General features: G+C 58.7%; 12 protein-coding genes and 2 pseudogenes. 5 read left to right on the top strand and 9 right to left on the bottom strand.

The window, feature by feature from the left end; translation table 11 throughout:
- The first annotated feature begins 4 nt into the window (after window positions 1-4).
- Complete coding sequence (locus tag LEPTO7104_RS0119170; RefSeq protein ID WP_017300203.1) at window positions 5-1,012, top strand: alpha/beta fold hydrolase; 1,008 nt, start codon at window positions 5-7, stop codon at window positions 1,010-1,012.
- A 33-nt stretch (window positions 1,013-1,045) separates the two neighbouring features.
- Here LEPTO7104_RS0119170 and LEPTO7104_RS0119165 read toward each other — a convergent pair whose 3' ends face one another.
- From LEPTO7104_RS0119165 to LEPTO7104_RS0119140, 7 genes and pseudogenes are all read right to left on the bottom strand, one after another.
- Complete coding sequence (locus LEPTO7104_RS0119165) at window positions 1,046-1,525, bottom strand: OsmC family protein (RefSeq protein ID WP_017300202.1); 480 nt, start codon at window positions 1,523-1,525, stop codon at window positions 1,046-1,048.
- A pseudogene (locus tag LEPTO7104_RS43690) lies at window positions 1,522-1,698 on the bottom strand (GrpB family protein); the annotation flags it as partial. The pseudogene LEPTO7104_RS43690 and the gene LEPTO7104_RS0119165, both read right to left, overlap by 4 nt.
- A gap of 448 nt (window positions 1,699-2,146) precedes the next feature.
- On the bottom strand, window positions 2,147-2,563 hold the full coding sequence (gene petE, locus LEPTO7104_RS0119160; protein WP_017300201.1) for a plastocyanin: 417 nt from the start codon (window positions 2,561-2,563) through the stop codon (window positions 2,147-2,149).
- A gap of 196 nt (window positions 2,564-2,759) precedes the next feature.
- Entirely contained in the window at window positions 2,760-3,266 is a 507-nt protein-coding gene (gene psbV / locus LEPTO7104_RS0119155) for a photosystem II cytochrome c-550 (RefSeq protein ID WP_026072857.1), read from the bottom strand.
- Window positions 3,267-3,466: 200 nt separating this feature from the next.
- Window positions 3,467-4,411: an acetyl-CoA carboxylase, carboxyltransferase subunit beta gene (gene accD, locus LEPTO7104_RS0119150; protein ID WP_017300199.1), complete on the bottom strand. Its 945-nt coding sequence runs from the start codon at window positions 4,409-4,411 to the stop codon at window positions 3,467-3,469.
- A gap of 266 nt (window positions 4,412-4,677) precedes the next feature.
- A pseudogene (locus tag LEPTO7104_RS34560) lies at window positions 4,678-7,195 on the bottom strand (GAF domain-containing protein).
- 350 nt (window positions 7,196-7,545) lie between these two features.
- Complete coding sequence (locus LEPTO7104_RS0119140; RefSeq protein ID WP_017300198.1) at window positions 7,546-8,301, bottom strand: dienelactone hydrolase family protein; 756 nt, start codon at window positions 8,299-8,301, stop codon at window positions 7,546-7,548.
- Between the two features lie 94 nt (window positions 8,302-8,395).
- Between LEPTO7104_RS0119140 and LEPTO7104_RS0119135 the strand changes: the two genes are divergently transcribed.
- The 3 genes from LEPTO7104_RS0119135 (at window position 8,396) to LEPTO7104_RS0119125 (ending at window position 12,104) form a co-directional block, all read left to right on the top strand.
- A complete protein-coding gene (locus LEPTO7104_RS0119135) occupies window positions 8,396-9,343 on the top strand; it encodes a serine hydrolase (protein ID WP_017300197.1) in 948 nt (315 codons plus the stop codon).
- A gap of 307 nt (window positions 9,344-9,650) precedes the next feature.
- Window positions 9,651-10,448 carry a hypothetical protein gene (locus tag LEPTO7104_RS37170; RefSeq protein WP_155523701.1) on the top strand — a complete coding sequence of 266 codons (798 nt, stop codon included), beginning with the start codon at window positions 9,651-9,653 and terminating at the stop codon, window positions 10,446-10,448.
- A 168-nt stretch (window positions 10,449-10,616) separates the two neighbouring features.
- Window positions 10,617-12,104: a RecQ family ATP-dependent DNA helicase gene (locus LEPTO7104_RS0119125; RefSeq protein ID WP_017300195.1), complete on the top strand. Its 1,488-nt coding sequence runs from the start codon at window positions 10,617-10,619 to the stop codon at window positions 12,102-12,104.
- A gap of 96 nt (window positions 12,105-12,200) precedes the next feature.
- Here LEPTO7104_RS0119125 and LEPTO7104_RS0119120 read toward each other — a convergent pair whose 3' ends face one another.
- The gene (locus tag LEPTO7104_RS0119120) at window positions 12,201-12,992 is read right to left on the bottom strand and encodes an IS5 family transposase (RefSeq protein ID WP_017296610.1); all 792 of its coding nucleotides are present in this window, start codon (window positions 12,990-12,992) and stop codon (window positions 12,201-12,203) included.
- A gap of 261 nt (window positions 12,993-13,253) precedes the next feature.
- On the opposite strand from LEPTO7104_RS0119120, the gene LEPTO7104_RS0119115 reads away from it, so the two are divergent.
- Window positions 13,254-14,867, top strand: a complete 1,614-nt coding sequence (locus tag LEPTO7104_RS0119115; RefSeq protein ID WP_017300194.1) for a B12-binding domain-containing radical SAM protein — start codon at window positions 13,254-13,256, stop codon at window positions 14,865-14,867.
- Between the two features lie 153 nt (window positions 14,868-15,020).
- Here the strand turns inward: LEPTO7104_RS0119115 and LEPTO7104_RS0119110 are convergent, their stop codons facing one another.
- Window positions 15,021-15,200 carry a hypothetical protein gene (locus LEPTO7104_RS0119110; protein WP_017300193.1) on the bottom strand — a complete coding sequence of 60 codons (180 nt, stop codon included), beginning with the start codon at window positions 15,198-15,200 and terminating at the stop codon, window positions 15,021-15,023.
- Window positions 15,201-15,419: the final 219 nt, after the last annotated feature.

The following is a 15,419-nucleotide window of genomic DNA, read 5'->3' as shown; positions in this document are numbered from 1 at the left end:
AGGCATGGCCACACCGAAGCAGTTTGGGCTGAAGGATTTTGCGCTGCAGTGCGGGCTGGTGCTGCCCGAGGCAGAGGTGGTGTACCAGGTCTACGGCGAGCTAAACAGCGAGCGCACCAACGCTATTCTCTACCCCACCTCCTACGGGGCGCAGCACACCGATGTCGACTGGCTGGTGCGCCCCGACGGCATCCTCGACCCCAGTCGCTGGTGCGTGGTGATGGTGAATATGTTTGGCAACGGCCTCTCGACCTCGCCCAGCAACTGCCCAGCCGTGGCTCAGCCCGGCGTTTATTTCACCCAATACGACAATGTACGCGCCCAGCACGCCCTGGTGACGCAGGAGCTGGGCATCGACCGGCTGGCCCTGGTCTACGGCTGGTCGATGGGGGCGCAGCAGGGCTACCACTGGGCAACCCTCTACCCCGATCGCGTGCAGCGCCTGGCCGCCCTCTGCGGCACGGCCAAAACCACCGACCACAACAAAATCTTTCTCTACAGCCTGCGGGCCGCCCTCACCAGCGACCCAGCCTGGAACGGCGAACGGTTTGAGGGCACGCCCGATCGCGGCTTTCACACCTTTGCCCAGATCTACGCCAGCTGGGCCGCCTCCCAGGCCTACTACCGGGCCAAACCCTACCTGGCCTGGGGCTACGACTCGCTGGAAGACTATATTCTGCGGGGCTGGGAGGCGGGCTACCGCAAGCGCGATCCTCACAACCTGCTGGCTATGATCGATACCTGGCTGCGCTGCGACGTGGGCAACAACCCCATCTACCAGGGGGACTACACCCAAGCGATGGGCTCAATTACGGCCAAAACCCTGGTCATGCCCGCTACCACCGATCTGTACTTCACGCCAGAGGATTGCGAGGCCGAGGCGGCGCTCATCCCCAACGCCGAGTACCGCCCCATTCCCTCGATCTGGGGCCACCGGGCGGGCAACCCCTACCAGACCCCCGAGGATGAGGCATTCATCAAAGGGGCGATCGCCGACCTGTTAAGCCGATAATTCCAGGGGCTTGAGATCTGGAGTCGCCGTGGCCTAGGACTCCAGCTGAATCGTCGGCTCGCACTGCACCGGAAAGGTAACAGATCGGGCAATAAAGCATTTCTGGTGCACCTGACCATGAACCTGGGCCGCCACCGCCGCATCGCTCTGGGGGGTAACGGTCACGATTGGCCGCAGCAATACCTTAGAGAACTGGCCGCTACCATCCTCCATTTCCACCATAGTGCCAATGGGATAGTCAACATAGCGGGTGACAATCACTTTGGCTTCAGCGCACAGATGCAGGTACCAGAGCATGTGGCAACTCGACAGAGACGCCACCAAAAGCTCTTCGGGGTTGTATTTGGTCTTGTCGCCTCGAAAAGCTGAGTCAGCCGAGGCCTCAATGATCGGTTTGTCAGCTGCGCCAATCGTGTGGGCGCGATCGTAGGTGCGATAGCTTTCCGTACCCTGTCCAGTATTGCCAGTCCAGTGGACTTCCACCCGATAGAGGTGATTTTTAGCGTTGTTCATACCAATTCTCCCCATTGCAGCGCCCAATACTCCATGGACTTTACAACCTCAGTTTTGCCATCCATGCAGCCGTTGATGTCTTCAGGATACTGCGCCGCTAGGGCCCGTTTGAGATTGCCATACTGCCGGACGCAATCGGAGCGGGTGATCGCACCATCACGAACGGTCAGATACTGCGCTGCCTCATCGCCTCGTTATAGACGTTTATAGCCTTCGTCACGTTAGTTAACCTCAGTTCGGGATAACGCTGTCCCCTCCTTGGCGGGATGCCCGAAGGGCGGGGTGGGTTAAACCTACGGCAAAATACAAGCTTCTAGATAGGGTGAGTTGCCATGCTGGCATAGACAACCCACCCCTACCCCTCCCAAGGAGGGGACAGTGGGCCTGCTTTGCCAAGGTCTTTTCTGATCCCGAACTCAGGTTAGTTAGGACATTGAGAGACGTTGAGAACGTTCAAACATTCGAACGCTGGTTCTGAGAAATGTCCTCACCTACCCGTCGGCTGTCATGCCACCGATGGAGCAGCAGAGCTTAACCGCAAAAAAAGAGCGCCCCGAGAGACGCTCTTTTTTTGCTTTCAGCTCAAAAAGCCATGCCCAAAGCCAAAGGCTCTAAGCGCCTCTAATTCTCCAAAACGACCTTGGCTACCATACCAGCTCCGCGGTGGGGGGCACAGTAGTAGGTGTAGGTGCCAGCGGGCATATCGCCGGTAAACGTGGTGGAGTAGTTTTCGCCAGGGGCAAAGGTCAGCTGGGTATGGGAGATACTGTCGGCCAGGGCTTTGTCGCCGGGCACATTGGCAGCATCAAACACGACATTGTGGGGGGCCATTTTGTTGTTGATCCAGGTCACGGTGTCGCCGGGCTTAACGGTCACAGTGCTGGGTTCAAACACCAGCAGGCCCGCATCAGACCCCATTTTGACATCGTAGTTGGTGGCCGCAGCGGGGGCAGAAGCCAGGGTCAGGGTACCCACAACTAGCAGAACAGACAAAATAACCAGACCCAAACGCTGGGCGGCGCGAAATACACGTTGCATAACTACCTCTAAAGCTCGTATCTCCAGTTCAATCAAACAAGAGGACCGTTGAACGGCCTTCTTATGGCATATTAACCTGCTTTGTGCGGCAACTTTGGGCCTGTGGCCTGGGTAATTGCCGCCTTTGGGCAACCAAATAGGCGCTGTTGACAACAGTTCCCAAGGCTAAGTCGGCCCTCAAATCACCCAACCATCCCTAAACCTGAGGAGCAGAGAAGCGGGTCTTACCGGCTCCCCACATGTCGCCAATGACCTTGGGCTGAAGCAAGATATGACCTGCAATCGCGATTAAATCTTCTTCGGTCAAACTACGCATTTTGGGATAAATATCGGCGCTTTTTTTGCTGGGGTGAACCTGAGAAATATCGGTCAGACCATCGTAGGTCATCGGTTCTTTCAGGTACGCTACCAGGGCTTCAATGTTATCGCGGGGAGGCAGGGCACCCTCCAAGGTCTCAGGGTCGAGACCAACGGTAGGGTTGGTTTTGGTAATTCCTCCCACATGGCAGGTGCCACAGGCGTAGTTAAACTGACGACGGCCACGGGTAATCTGCTCCAGCGACAGCACATAGTTATCGCCTTGGGCGTTAAGCGGAACCGTTCGGGTAGCCTCATCTAGCTCAGCCGCGACAGCGTCTCCCATGACCAGGTGGCTGACAAAGAAGAGTGCGACCGCAACTAGCCAAATGCATCTCTTCAACATGGTTCTCCTCGAATGTATAGGGCTTGGGTATGAAATCAACACAGCTCTGCCAAGGCCAGATCGGGATTGGTGATTGCCCGTTAGGCAAACCCTCCAGGTCTGGGCTTGGATTAGACCTAATTCAATGGAGCTTTCCCCATCAAATCCTTCTCGTAATGTCTATCATGCCACCGAAGGGGGCCATTCCCAATGTTTCGCCTCTATAAATCGACGCCAATGTGAGTTGGCTCTGCCGTTCCCAGGCCATTGCTCCAGGCAGCGTGCCCGTCCAACGCAGCGGCGACAGCGACAGGCTGATGCAGGCGAATTAGCTGGGCCAGGGTTTGCTTAAGCTGGGTGCGCGACACAATTAGATCGACAAAGCCGTGGTCCCGCAGGTATTCAGCGGTTTGAAAGTCGTCGGGGAGTTTTTCGCGCAGGGTCTGCTCGACCACTCGGCGACCGGCAAAGCCAATAGTGGCCTTGGGCTCGGCCAAAATAATATCGCCCAGCATGGCAAAGCTGGCGGTAACGCCGCCAGTGGTGGGGTGGGTGAGCACCGGCATGTAGATGAGCTTGGTCGCCTGGTGCTGCTGCAAAGCGCCGGAGATTTTGGCCATTTGCATCAGGCTGAGCATGCCCTCCTGCATGCGGGCTCCCCCCGAGGCGCAGACAATGATGACGGGGCGACCAGTGGCAGTGCCGCGCTCGATCAGGCGGGTGAGTTTTTCGCCCACTACTGAACCCATGCTGCCGCCCATAAATCGAAAGTCCATCACCCCTAGGGCAACGGGCAAGCCGTCGAGTTCCCCCAGGCCAGTCTGGACAGCATCGGTCAGCTTGGTTTTGGCTTGGGTATCGCGCAGGCGATCGCCATAGCCCTTGCGATCTTTAAATTTGAGCGGATCCTGGGGCTGAATATGGGTATCTATGGCCTGCCAGGTGTTGGCGTCAATGAGCTGGCGAATACGCTCATCGCTAAAAATACGGTGGTGGTGACCGCAGTCGCTACAAACCCACTGATTGGTGCGCAGATCCTTGGTGTAGGTCAGAATGTCGCAGTGCTCGCACTTGGTCCATAGGCCGTCGGCAATTTCCCGCTCCTGGCGGTCTTCGCTAATGGGGCCTGACTTACGGCGATTGGCAAACCAGTCAAAAAGAGACATGGGCGGTGCGTTGGCTCAACGGCGGCGGAACAACCTCAAAGTGTCCAATTTGAACACAACTTCCATCCTAGCGGGTTTACTCCGTCTGCGATAGGTAGACGGACACAGGGGAGTGCAGCTGTTCCTGGCAGCGTCAATCGAAGCGGTGCCGCGCAGGTTAATACCGCTGGTGGTTCTCCGTCAGAAAAGCGGATCGCCGGTTGGCACCCCGCTGGTTGAGCCCTCGGCAGCCATGCCTTATTTCGCCGTCATCGCTGGGCGAGGGGTCACTTGGTGGTCATCACATAGACACCATTCCAATTCTCCGGCGGCGGCTGCACCCGATACTGCTGAGCTCGGCTGAGATGAACCGCTACGGCCTTGTCGTCGGGGCGCATCTGTTGGGCCTGGCCAAACAGGTTCAGGGCTTCGTCAAAGCGCATGGCCGTGTAGGCGCTGCGGGCTTTGGCGTAGAGCGCGAGAAAGGCTTCGGTGTCGGCACTGAGGGGCGTGTCGCGCTTGTCAATGAGTTCGTAGAGGCCGACGGCTTGATGTTTGCCCTTTACCTGGGTGCGGTCTAGCTCGCGCACCCAGATTTTGTCGGCGCAGAGGGCATAGGTGTATTCGCTGATAACAATGTCACAGCCATACTCTTTGGTTACCCCTTCCAGGCGAGAGCTGAGGTTGACCCCATCGCCGATGACGGTGTACTCCATTTTGCGCTGGGAGCCAATGTTGCCCGAAACAACCTCGCCGGAACTAATGCCGATGCCAAAGCGAATCTCGGGCTGACCCAAAACCCCCCGCTCGGCGTTAAACTTTGCCAGCCGCCGCCGCATGTCCAGAGCGCTCTGCACCGCCGCCCAGGCGTGGTTACTGAGGGGTAGCGGGGCACCAAACACCGCCATCAGCGCGTCGCCAATGAATTTGTCGAGGGTGCCCTCGAAGTGGAATACCGACTCCACCATGGTTTCAAAGTAGGCGTTGAGCATTTCCACCACTTTGTCGGCTTCTAAATTTTCGGTCAGGGTGGTGTAGCCACGAATGTCGGAGAACAGCACCGTGACGTCTTTGCGCTCGCCCTTCATGAGCAGATCGTCGCCCAGGGCCATCACCTGCTCGGCCACGCCGGGGGTCATGTAGCGGTAGAGAGTGCTCTTCATCCGCTTTTCCTGGCTGATGTCTTCGAGCACCAGCAGGCCGCCGAGCACCCCGCCTTCGGGGTTGGTCAGGGGGTTGACGGTGAGGTTGATGCTGCGCTCAATGCGCTGTACCAGATCGGCGGGCAGGGGCGGAGCGGACGGATCGCCCCAGGCTCGATAGATTTCGGGATGGTTCGGATCGGCTAGGGCCAGCTCAGAAACGGGATCTAGCCCGGTGCCGGGACCGGGGGCCACGGCCACCCGCAGGCTCTGCTCGGGCACGTAGTGGCGGGCCCCGTTTTTGAGGCTGTCCTCTAGGCGAAAGCGCAGGCTTTCGATGGGGATGGCGTCCCACACGGGGCGGCTGAGCAGGGCCGTTTGCCAGCGATCGCGAATGGTGCGGCTGTGATCGGTATCTTCCGGGCAGCCAATCAGGTCCAGAGCGGCGTCGTTGATGGTGACAATGCGGCCTTCCATATCGGTGGAGATCACCGCGTCGGAGAGGCTTTGCAGAATGTCTTTCTGATACTGTTTTTCGACCAGGACGCTCTCAAACAGCTTGGCATTTTCCAGCGCGACCCCGGCCTGGATGTTGAAGGCCTTCATAAAGGCCTCGTCGGAGGTGGTGAAGGTGCCCTGGGCCTTGTTGATCAGCTGGGTGACGGCGATCAGCTTGCCCCCAGAGTTATATACCGGCATGCAGAGAATGGTGCGGGTGGTGTAGCCGGTGCGCTTGTCGGCGTCGGGGTTGAAGCGAGGGTCTTGGTAGGCATCGGGGATGTTGAGGATTTCGCCGGTGGTGGCCACGTGGCCCACAATGCCGCTGCTGATAGGGTTGTGCAGCTCCACCAGGGACTTGCCGTCGCCCGACTTCACCTTGGACCACAGGTCGCCGCTCTCTTCGTCGATCAGCCACAGGGTGCTGCGATCGGCCTGCATCAGCTGGCGGGCTTCCTCCATCACCGATTGCAGGGTTTTCTCCAGGTCCAGGCTCTGCTCTAGGGACGAAATGGCCTTGAGCAGGGCGGCGACGCCTTTTTGGTTGCGGGCGGCGATATAAAACGAGTTGCAGCTTTCTAGAATTACCCCCAGCGACTCGGCAAACTCTTTGAAGTGGCGCTCGTCCTGCTCGTCAAAGGGAGTGCTGTTGAGCTTGTTGAGCAGCTGCACCACGGCCACGATATTGTCGGTTTTTTTTGCTCAGTACCGGCATGCAGAGAATGCTGCGGGTGCGGTAGCCGGTCTTTTGATCGTGGGTGGGATCGAAGCGATCGTCAGCGTAGGCGTCGGGGATGTTGAGCGGCAGCACGTGGGTGGCCACAAAGCCCGAAATACCTTTGCCCATAGGGACGCGAATTTCGAGCGATCGCTCCCCGTCGCCCTGGGCAATTTTCGACCACAGCTCCTGTTTTTCTTGATCCACCATAAAAATGGTGGTGCGTTCGGCCTGGAGAATTTGGCCAATCTTGAGGGTGAAGGCTTCTAAAATTTGCTCCAGCATGATCTCCAACGACTCGTTGTTGATCATGTCGATGGCCCGCAAAAAATGCTCAAATTCTGCGGTAATTTGGTCGAGCAGGCTGATGAATTGAGGGGTGGGTAGATCCCGCACCCGGTTGGTCAGAGAGCTGTTCTGGTTGGCCAGAGACAGGGCGGTAATCATGCTGCGTTGGTTGAAGACCGGCCCCAGGGGGCCATCGATCTGAGTTGCCATAGGAACCCTACTCAAGCGTGGCAGATGGGAACGAAAGCAGTGGCGCAGTCGGCCGCCTGGATAAGTTGAAAAATAGGGACACCTTCGCCCGGTAGCGGTGGGGCGAAGGAGGTATCCAAAAAGCCGCCCCAGGGGACTGCAAATCGAGGCTGTTTCTCCTGCGCCAGGACGTGGCGAAGGCAGTGGTGGACCCGCTAAACACCTACCACTCTAACCGTATACCCCAGGTCTAGGGCAGTTAAAGTTGTGATTTGCACAGAACGCCCTGCCCCGGCCATGACCTAGCATACCCAGCCTGTTTAGGAATGCGGCGCGCTGCCACCGAAACACCTAGCCAGAAAGGCGATCATTTCCGCCCAGGCGGCGTCGGTGGCGGCAGGATCGTAGCGGTAGCCGTCGTCGCGCATGAAGGTGTGGTTGGCCGGGTAGATCAGCGTTTTGTGGGCCACGTTTGCCGCCGTCAGGGCGGTGAGAATAGCCTCGCGCCCTGCGGCGGGCACGTGGGGATCGCGATCCCCAAAAACTAGCAGCAGGGATGCCGCTATGTCCCCCAGTCGCTCCAGGGTATCGGCGCCATCGCGCCCCAGCTGGCCGCTGTGGATGCCGGTGGGATAGCAGCACACAGCCGCCTTTACCGCCGGATTGAGGGCGGCTCGACAGGCCAGATGGCCACCGATGCAAAAGCCCAGCGTACCGATCTGGCTAGGGGCCACGGCGTTGTCGTTCTGAAGCCAGGCGATCGCGGCGGTGGCGTCGGCGTCGTATTGGGCGATCGCGGTGCGGCGGGCGGCATCGTTGCCCCGCAGACGACCCAGATCGCTGGGCGCGATCGCCGTGCCGATGGGCTCTAGGCGATGAAAAATCTCTGGGGCCGCCACCACATAGCCGTAGCCCGCCAGGCGATCGGCCAGGCGCAGGATTGGCCCGCCCAGCTGATAGATGTCGGAATAAAACAGAATGCCAGGGTAGGGACCGGGGGCAGCAGGCTCCGCTATGGCGAGGCGCATCAGGCTATCGTCTATGGTCAAACCCACCTCGCGGCGCTGTATTTGCACAGGGCTACTCCAGACCTAGGACAGAGAACTATCTACAGCTATGGTGAAGGATGGTTTGAGAAACACGTGGTTACCTAGAACACAGGCGCTGGCCATGACAACCTTTTTTGCCCCCGATCCCACCCTGCAACTGACCCTGGAGCAGCTGCTAGAGCAGGTGAGAACCGAGTTTGCCCTCACGCCCACTCAGCTCGCTGTCACCTGGATCACCTATGAGCCACCCTACATTACCAATACCGGCGGTGCCCTGAGCGCCACCGACTTTTGGCAGCACCGTCCCCGCGGGGCCAGCTACCGGGGGGTCGAGCTGATCTACCCGGCCAGCGTGGTGAAGCTGTTTTACCTGGTGGCCGCCCACGAGTGGTTGGAGCAGGGCATGATTCCCCCCTCCCCAGAGCTGGATCGGGCGCTGAAGGACATGATTGTCGATTCCGGCAACGACGCCACGGCCCTGGTCGTTGACATGCTCAGCGGCACCACCAGCGGCCCCGAGCTACCCCCTGGGCCTTTTGAAACCTGGTGCCATCAGCGCAACATTGTCAACCGTTTTTTTCAGTCGCTCCAGTGGCCCGAGCTGATCGGGGTAAACATGAACCAAAAGCCCTGGGGCGACGGCCCCTACGGACGGGAGCGGGCCTTTGTGGGCGAGCACTACGAAAACCGCAACCGGCTCACCACCAATGCCGTCGCTCGCCTCATCCACAGCATTGCGGGGGGAGTGGCGGTGTCAGCGGCGCGATCGCAGACCATGCTGACCCTGATGCGGCGCACTGTGCCCTCCCATCCGCCCCACCCTGGCGAAGAAGACCAGGTGACAGGCTTTCTGGGGGCAGGCTTGCCCCCTGGCACGGCGCTGTACTCCAAGGCTGGCTACACCAGCCAGGTCCGCCACGACGCGGTCTATTTTGAGCTGGCCAGCGGCACTCCTGGCCTGCTGGTAGCCTTTACCGAGGGCCGCGAGCACAGCCAGAACCGCCACATTCTGCCTCGGCTGGCGGACCTAATCGCCCAGGCCACCCTCGCCATGGGAGCACCAGGCTAAATCTCCCCGCCTTGCCAACTGGTGCTGTGCTCCCGTTGATCTGCCCTAGAGTAGAGTCGCATCTATGCCTGATGAGTGCAAAATGTTGTCACTACAGTCTCGTCCCCAGGTTGAAGATGGTACAATTCAGCCAATTTCGGAGACAAGCGTGGTGTGTGAAGCTATAGCTCTGGGAACGGCTCAATTTTAACTTTCTCAATCCCGACTATGGCAGTACGATTTCGAGTGTGACTGGTTTTGCGTAATTCATCGCTGCCGTTAGGCCGATGAAACCTATCTATTAAAAATCTGAGGAGTGAACGAAATCATGGCGTATCTCAAGCGAGTTTCCCTGGCGCTGGGTCTGCTAGCCGCTGCTGGAGCGGCAAGCCCTGCCCTGGCCCAAAATCTAGATGAACTAGACCTGTCCCAAGCCCCCCTGGCGGAGGTCGAGGTTGCTCCCGCAGCAGCAGTCGAGTCCCCAGTTTCAAACCCCGTTTCATCGCAGGCTGTCGGCACCGAAGCGGCGATCGAAACCACAGAAATGTCCGCTGGCGCAGCAAACCTCCTGGCGCTGCCGGAGGCGGCTCCCGTGGCTAGCAGCGACATGTTTAACAACGCCGACATCAATTCTGCACTGCTTGCCGCAACTGTGGAGACCTCCCCTGAGGCCACCGACTCCCTCGAACTGGCCCAAAGCACCCGTTCAGCCTACGAAATTACGCCGGCTTACCTGGGCGTGGGTGGCAACATCGGCATCGGCAATCGCGGTCAAAGCGGCATATCGAGCTTCGGCTTCAATGTGATCAGCAAAATTTCCCTCGGGCCTCGCTTCTCCCTGCGGCCTGGGGTTACGATCACCAACGATCGCTCTAGCTTCACCGTTCCCCTTACCTACAACTTCAATACCCTTAGCTTCCAGGGGTTCCGCGCTCAGCCCTATGTGGGTGCCGGGGTTGATATTCCCACCAGCGGTAACGTCGGTTTGCTGATCGACGCTGGGGCTGACGTGCCCATCTCCCGCGACTTCACCCTCAATGGTGCTGCCAACTTCCGCGTTACCGACGGTTTCGCGCTGGGCATCTCCGTGGGCGTGGGCTACAACTTTCCCTTCATCTTTGAATAGAGCGTGAAGGAAATAGCTGTTTGCTGAGGCTCTGCCTCAGCGGGCGTTAAACGGTTTGTCCCGAGGGGATCGCTGGCAGCAGCGATCCCCTCGGTTTTTAGCCCCCCGGCCCAGCTCGATTTCGGTTCGCTGCCTGGGCACCCTGGAGGCACGAGTCGGGATGACGTCATGGCAGAACAGTCTGTAGCCTGGGGCGAGGTGCGCCGGACCTTCCAGCAAATTTGGGGCTACAGCGACTTTCGCCCTCCCCAGGATGCGATCGTCAGGGCATTGCTGGAGCATCGGGATGTTCTGGTGGTGTTACCCACGGGCGGGGGCAAATCGATTTGCTTTCAGCTGCCAGCGCTATTGCAGTCGGGCCTGACGCTGGTGGTCTCGCCCCTGGTAGCGCTCATGGAAAACCAGGTCCAGGAGCTGCGCGAAAAAGCTCTGCCCGCCGCCACTCTCCACAGCCAGCTGCCGCCGCCCCAGCGCCGTAAAACCCTCCAGGCCCTCGAACGGCAGGAGCTACGACTACTCTATGTATCGCCGGAAACCCTGCTCAGCTCGCCCGTGTGGGAACGGCTGTGCCAGCCCAACCTGCGCCTCAACGGGCTGATCCTGGATGAAGCCCACTGCCTGGTGCAGTGGGGGGAGACGTTTCGTCCGGCCTACCGACGCCTTGGCGCGGTACGACAGGCGCTCCTCGCCATTCGCCCGCCGGGCAGCACGCTCCCGATCGCCGCCTTCACCGCCACCGCCGATCCTGCGGCCCAAACCATTTTGCGGCAGGTCCTACAGCTTCAGTCTCCTCAAGTTGTGCGGCTCAATCCCCATCGGTCGAACCTCACGCTGCGGGTCAAGGCCGTAGTAAGCGAAGGGCAGCGTAAAAGCGCCTTGCAGCAATACCTCAGCCAGCACCCTGAGCAAGCCGGGTTGGTCTACGTGCGCACTCGCAAAGACAGCGAAGCGCTGGCCCAAAAGCTGGGCGATCGCTATCGCGTGGCCCCCTACCATGCTGGGTTGAGCAGCCGCGATCGCCGCCAGACCGAAGCCGACTGGATGGCCGACAAACTCCAGTTTGTCGTGGCGACATCGGCCTTTGGCATGGGCGTAAACAAATCCTCAACGCGCTGGGTTGTCCACTATCAGGCCCCCTGCACGATCACCGAATACGTGCAGGAGGTCGGGCGGGCCGGGCGCGACGGCAACGCTGCCGAGGCGCTCACCCTGGTCAGCGAGCCCACGGGCTGGCTGGAACCGGGCGATCGCCAGCGAACCAATTTTTTTGAGTCCCAGACTCAGATCTTACAGCAGAAGGCCCAGCGGCTGATCGGCCAAATTCCCCCCAGCGGAGACGTGCGCGACATTGCCCAGCAGTTTGAGCACGGAGCCATTTCCCTCTCGTGGCTGCACAGCGCCGGACAGCTCGAGTGGGTCAGCCCATTCCAGTATCAGCTGACGGCAAGTCCCCAGCCCCCTTCAGGGTTACAGGCATCAGCCAGCCAGCAGATGCATCAGTTTCTGCACAGCCGTCAGTGCCGCTGGCAGAGCCTGCTGGTGGCCTTTGGCTTTCGCACTGAGGCCCAGCGATTGGGGAATTGCGGGCACTGCGACAACTGCGATCGCTACTCACGGAAGGCATTAAAGCGGCCCACCGGGGCGATCGCGCGGTAGGCGATCGAACTATCCAGCGCGGTTTCCGTCTGATCCCCAGGGAGCAAAACCTCCGATCTCTCAGAGGACGTTTTAAAAGATCTGAGGGGTCAAAAATTATGCCAACCGCCTGACCATAATACGGATCATGGCCAGGTAGATGAGGGTCTCTGAGGTTTCGGGTAGCAGTTCATAATCTCGCACCAAACGTCGGCACCCCATCAGCCAACCGAGGGTACGCTCCACCACCCAGCGTTTCTTGAGCAGCACGAACCCTTTAGTTTGTTGAGGTCGCAGCACGACTTGGAGAATCCAACGACAGGTATCCATCACCCACATCATGAAAGCAGGGCCATCAAAGCCCCCATCCGCCCAAATAATGGTCAGTCTCGAGATGGCAGGCCCCATCGCTTTGACGCGCTTGAGGAGTTGCTTACCCCCCTCACGCTCCGGCACACTGGCGGCGGTGACCAGCACCCGCAGCACCAAGCCGAAGGTATCGACGCCCAGAAACCGTTTACGTCCTTTAATCTTTTTGCCCGCATCATAGCCAACGGCCTCATGCACCATGGCCGCGCTTTTCACGCTCTGACTATCGATGACGGCTTCTGACGGTTGAGGGTGTCGGTCTTGCTCAATCCGAGTCCACTCGCGCAAGTGGTCATGAATGATGATCCAGGTGCCGTCCTTGCGCCAGTTCCGGAAGTAGGTGTACACCGTCTGCCATGGCGGAAAGTCTCCCGGCAAGGCCCGCCAACGGCACCCTTCTACCAGGAGATACATCATGGCATTGAGCAGCTCCCACAGATCCACGCTGCGGGGTCGTCCGCCTGGTTTGGCCTCAGGCAGCAAGTCACTCAGCAGCTCGTATTGGGCACGGGTTAAATTGCTGGGGTAGTCTTTACTCATCGTCTCACTCCGGCATTGCTGACTTCTATCTGCAACTTACACGGAGTGAGCTTTTTTACCCACGGACCGACTTTTCAAACACCCTCTCAGCCTCACCATCCCTTTCTGTGGCCCAATTCTAAATCAGCAGACTTAATGCTTTAAGGATTCAATCAGCGATTTTTTTATAGGCCTCTTACCGTAGGTATCAAATTCTTAAGTTTTGCGTTTGATTATTTCAGTTAACTCCCGTAGCATGGCGAGGATACCCATACGGTCTTTATGAAAATTCTTCTAGTCTATCCACGTTTTCCGAAAAGCTTTTGGTCTTTTGATAAAACTCTGGAGCTGGTTGGTTTGAAGGCTCAGCTCCCCCCCCTAGGACTAGTGACCGTAGCGGCGATATTACCCCAAACCTGGCATTACAAACTGGTCGATCGCAACGTGCGGGAGGTCCGCGACGACGAGTGGCGCTGGGCCGACATTGTGATTGTGTCAGCCATGATTGTCCACCGCCCAGACTTTTTAGACGCCGTACAAACCGCCAAGCGCTACGGCAAACTGGTGGCGGTGGGCGGCCCCTACCCCACCTCCATGCCCCACGAATCCGAGGCCGCTGGAGCCGACTTTTTGGTGCTGGATGAAGGGGAAATTACCCTGCCCATGTTTGTCGAAGCGGTAGAGCGGGGCGACCAGCGCGGCACCTTTCGCTCCGGCGGCGAAAAGCCCGACGTCACCAGCACCCCCGTCCCCCGCTACGACCTGCTGGAGATGGACGCCTACGCCGAAATGTCGGTGCAGTTCTCCCGGGGCTGCCCCTTTCAGTGCGAGTTTTGCGACATCATTGTGCTCTACGGACGCAAGCCCCGCACCAAAGCGCCCGAGCAGCTGCTGGCCGAGCTTCAGTACCTCTACGACCTGGGCTGGCGGCGCAGCATCTTCATGGTGGACGACAACTTTATTGGCAACAAGCGCAACGTCAAGCTGCTGCTCAAGGCGATGAAGCCCTGGATGGAGGAGCACGGCTATCCCTTCTCCTTTGCCACCGAAGCCTCGGTCGATCTGGCTCAAGATCCAGAGCTGATGCAGATGATGGTCGACTGCAACTTTGGCACCGTTTTCTTAGGGATTGAAACCCCCGATGACGACAGCCTGAGTCTGACCAAAAAGTTTCAAAACATGCGCGACCCCCTCTCAGAGTCGGTAATTTCCATTGCTGAAGCGGGGCTGCGCGTAATGGCGGGACTCATTGTCGGCTTTGACGGCGAAAAAGCCGGAGCTGGCCAGCGGATTTATCAGTTTGTGGAGCAGACCGCCATTCCCACCGCCCTGGTGAGCATGCTGCAGGCCCTGCCCGACACCGCCCTGTGGCACCGCCTGGAAAAAGAAGGCCGCCTGCTGGGCAAGAGCGCCGACATCAACCAAACGACCCTGATGAATTTTGTGCCCACCCGGCCCATCGAAGCGATCACCGAAGAATACATCCAGGTCTTTTGGGATCTCTACGACCCCCTAACGGTTCTCAATCGCACCTTCCGCCACTTTCTCATGCTGGGCGAGGCCCAGAAGCGCAACTACAAAAACCACACCACCTCGGCGGGGACACCAGATATCAACTGGGTCACCGTTCGCGCCTTTCTCATCGTGGTGTGGCGACAGGGCGTTCTGCGCAAAACCCGCCTTCAATTTTGGATCAATTTGGCCATCATGCTGTGGCGCTATCCAGCCGTAACGGCCAACTACATCTCTGTATGTGCCCAGGCCGAGCACTTCATCGACTTCCGCCAAATCGTGCGGCAGAACATTAAGGAGCAGCTCGCGGCCTATTTAGACGCCAAGCGCCAGGCAGAACAGGCGGCGCTTGTCACCGAGTCTGTAGCCATGCCCGTCAGATAGATTTGACTGCCCCATAGCTCCAAAGAAAAAGCCTGAGGACAGACACCTCGGCCTTTTTCTTTGGTCTTGTTCAACCAACTCATCCGTCTAGCTCATTTAAAGAGCGAGCCCTCTGGAATCGGATCTAGACCAGAGGCCGATTTCGTCGTGGGGCTAGCGGCTGTAGCGGTGGCCACGGTAGGTCAGAGCCTCGGCAGAGCGCGGCTGAGTAGTGGTGCTCAACTGCTTGCCGGGGTAAGACACCCCTAAAAAGACAAAGGTGTCAAGGCTGGGGATGGCTTCCACCGTAGGAACAGAAGCCGCATAGGGCTGGCCAAGGCAGGAAAGTTGCATGGTTCAAACTCCTGAGACTGTCAACACAACAGAAGCCATGCACCAAAGGCATCGGTTGATTAGCTTCAGGTTCATAGTCTCGGCTGCGGTTAAGAGAGCGCTGATGGGTTCCTGAGGTATCCGTAAAGGCTTCCTGAGAAATCTGAGAAAACCCCTAGTGCTGTTGATTAGGAGACCATCGACTTGGCCAGCTAGGGGCAGTTCTCCCAGATGTAGCGC

The organism is Nodosilinea nodulosa PCC 7104 (genome assembly GCF_000309385.1).
Lineage (GTDB): Bacteria > Cyanobacteriota > Cyanobacteriia > Phormidesmidales > Phormidesmidaceae > Nodosilinea > Nodosilinea nodulosa.
The sequence above is the reverse complement of the archived record's forward strand: the minus strand, read 5'-3'. Positions and strand labels throughout refer to the sequence as shown.

Coding starts and splice junctions, on each gene's coding strand:
- LEPTO7104_RS37170 (WP_155523701.1), top strand. CDS start 9,651: ATGGCGTATCTCAAGCGAGTTTCCCTGGCGCTGGGTCTGCTAGCCGCT.
- LEPTO7104_RS0119135 (WP_017300197.1), top strand. CDS start 8,396: ATGACAACCTTTTTTGCCCCCGATCCCACCCTGCAACTGACCCTGGAG.
- petE (WP_017300201.1), bottom strand. CDS start 2,563: ATGCAACGTGTATTTCGCGCCGCCCAGCGTTTGGGTCTGGTTATTTTG.
- LEPTO7104_RS0119120 (WP_017296610.1), bottom strand. CDS start 12,992: ATGAGTAAAGACTACCCCAGCAATTTAACCCGTGCCCAATACGAGCTG.
- LEPTO7104_RS0119125 (WP_017300195.1), top strand. CDS start 10,617: ATGGCAGAACAGTCTGTAGCCTGGGGCGAGGTGCGCCGGACCTTCCAG.
- psbV (WP_026072857.1), bottom strand. CDS start 3,266: ATGTTGAAGAGATGCATTTGGCTAGTTGCGGTCGCACTCTTCTTTGTC.
- LEPTO7104_RS0119165 (WP_017300202.1), bottom strand. CDS start 1,525: ATGAACAACGCTAAAAATCACCTCTATCGGGTGGAAGTCCACTGGACT.
- LEPTO7104_RS0119115 (WP_017300194.1), top strand. CDS start 13,254: ATGAAAATTCTTCTAGTCTATCCACGTTTTCCGAAAAGCTTTTGGTCT.
- accD (WP_017300199.1), bottom strand. CDS start 4,411: ATGTCTCTTTTTGACTGGTTTGCCAATCGCCGTAAGTCAGGCCCCATT.
- LEPTO7104_RS0119110 (WP_017300193.1), bottom strand. CDS start 15,200: ATGCAACTTTCCTGCCTTGGCCAGCCCTATGCGGCTTCTGTTCCTACG.
- LEPTO7104_RS0119170 (WP_017300203.1), top strand. CDS start 5: ATGGCCACACCGAAGCAGTTTGGGCTGAAGGATTTTGCGCTGCAGTGC.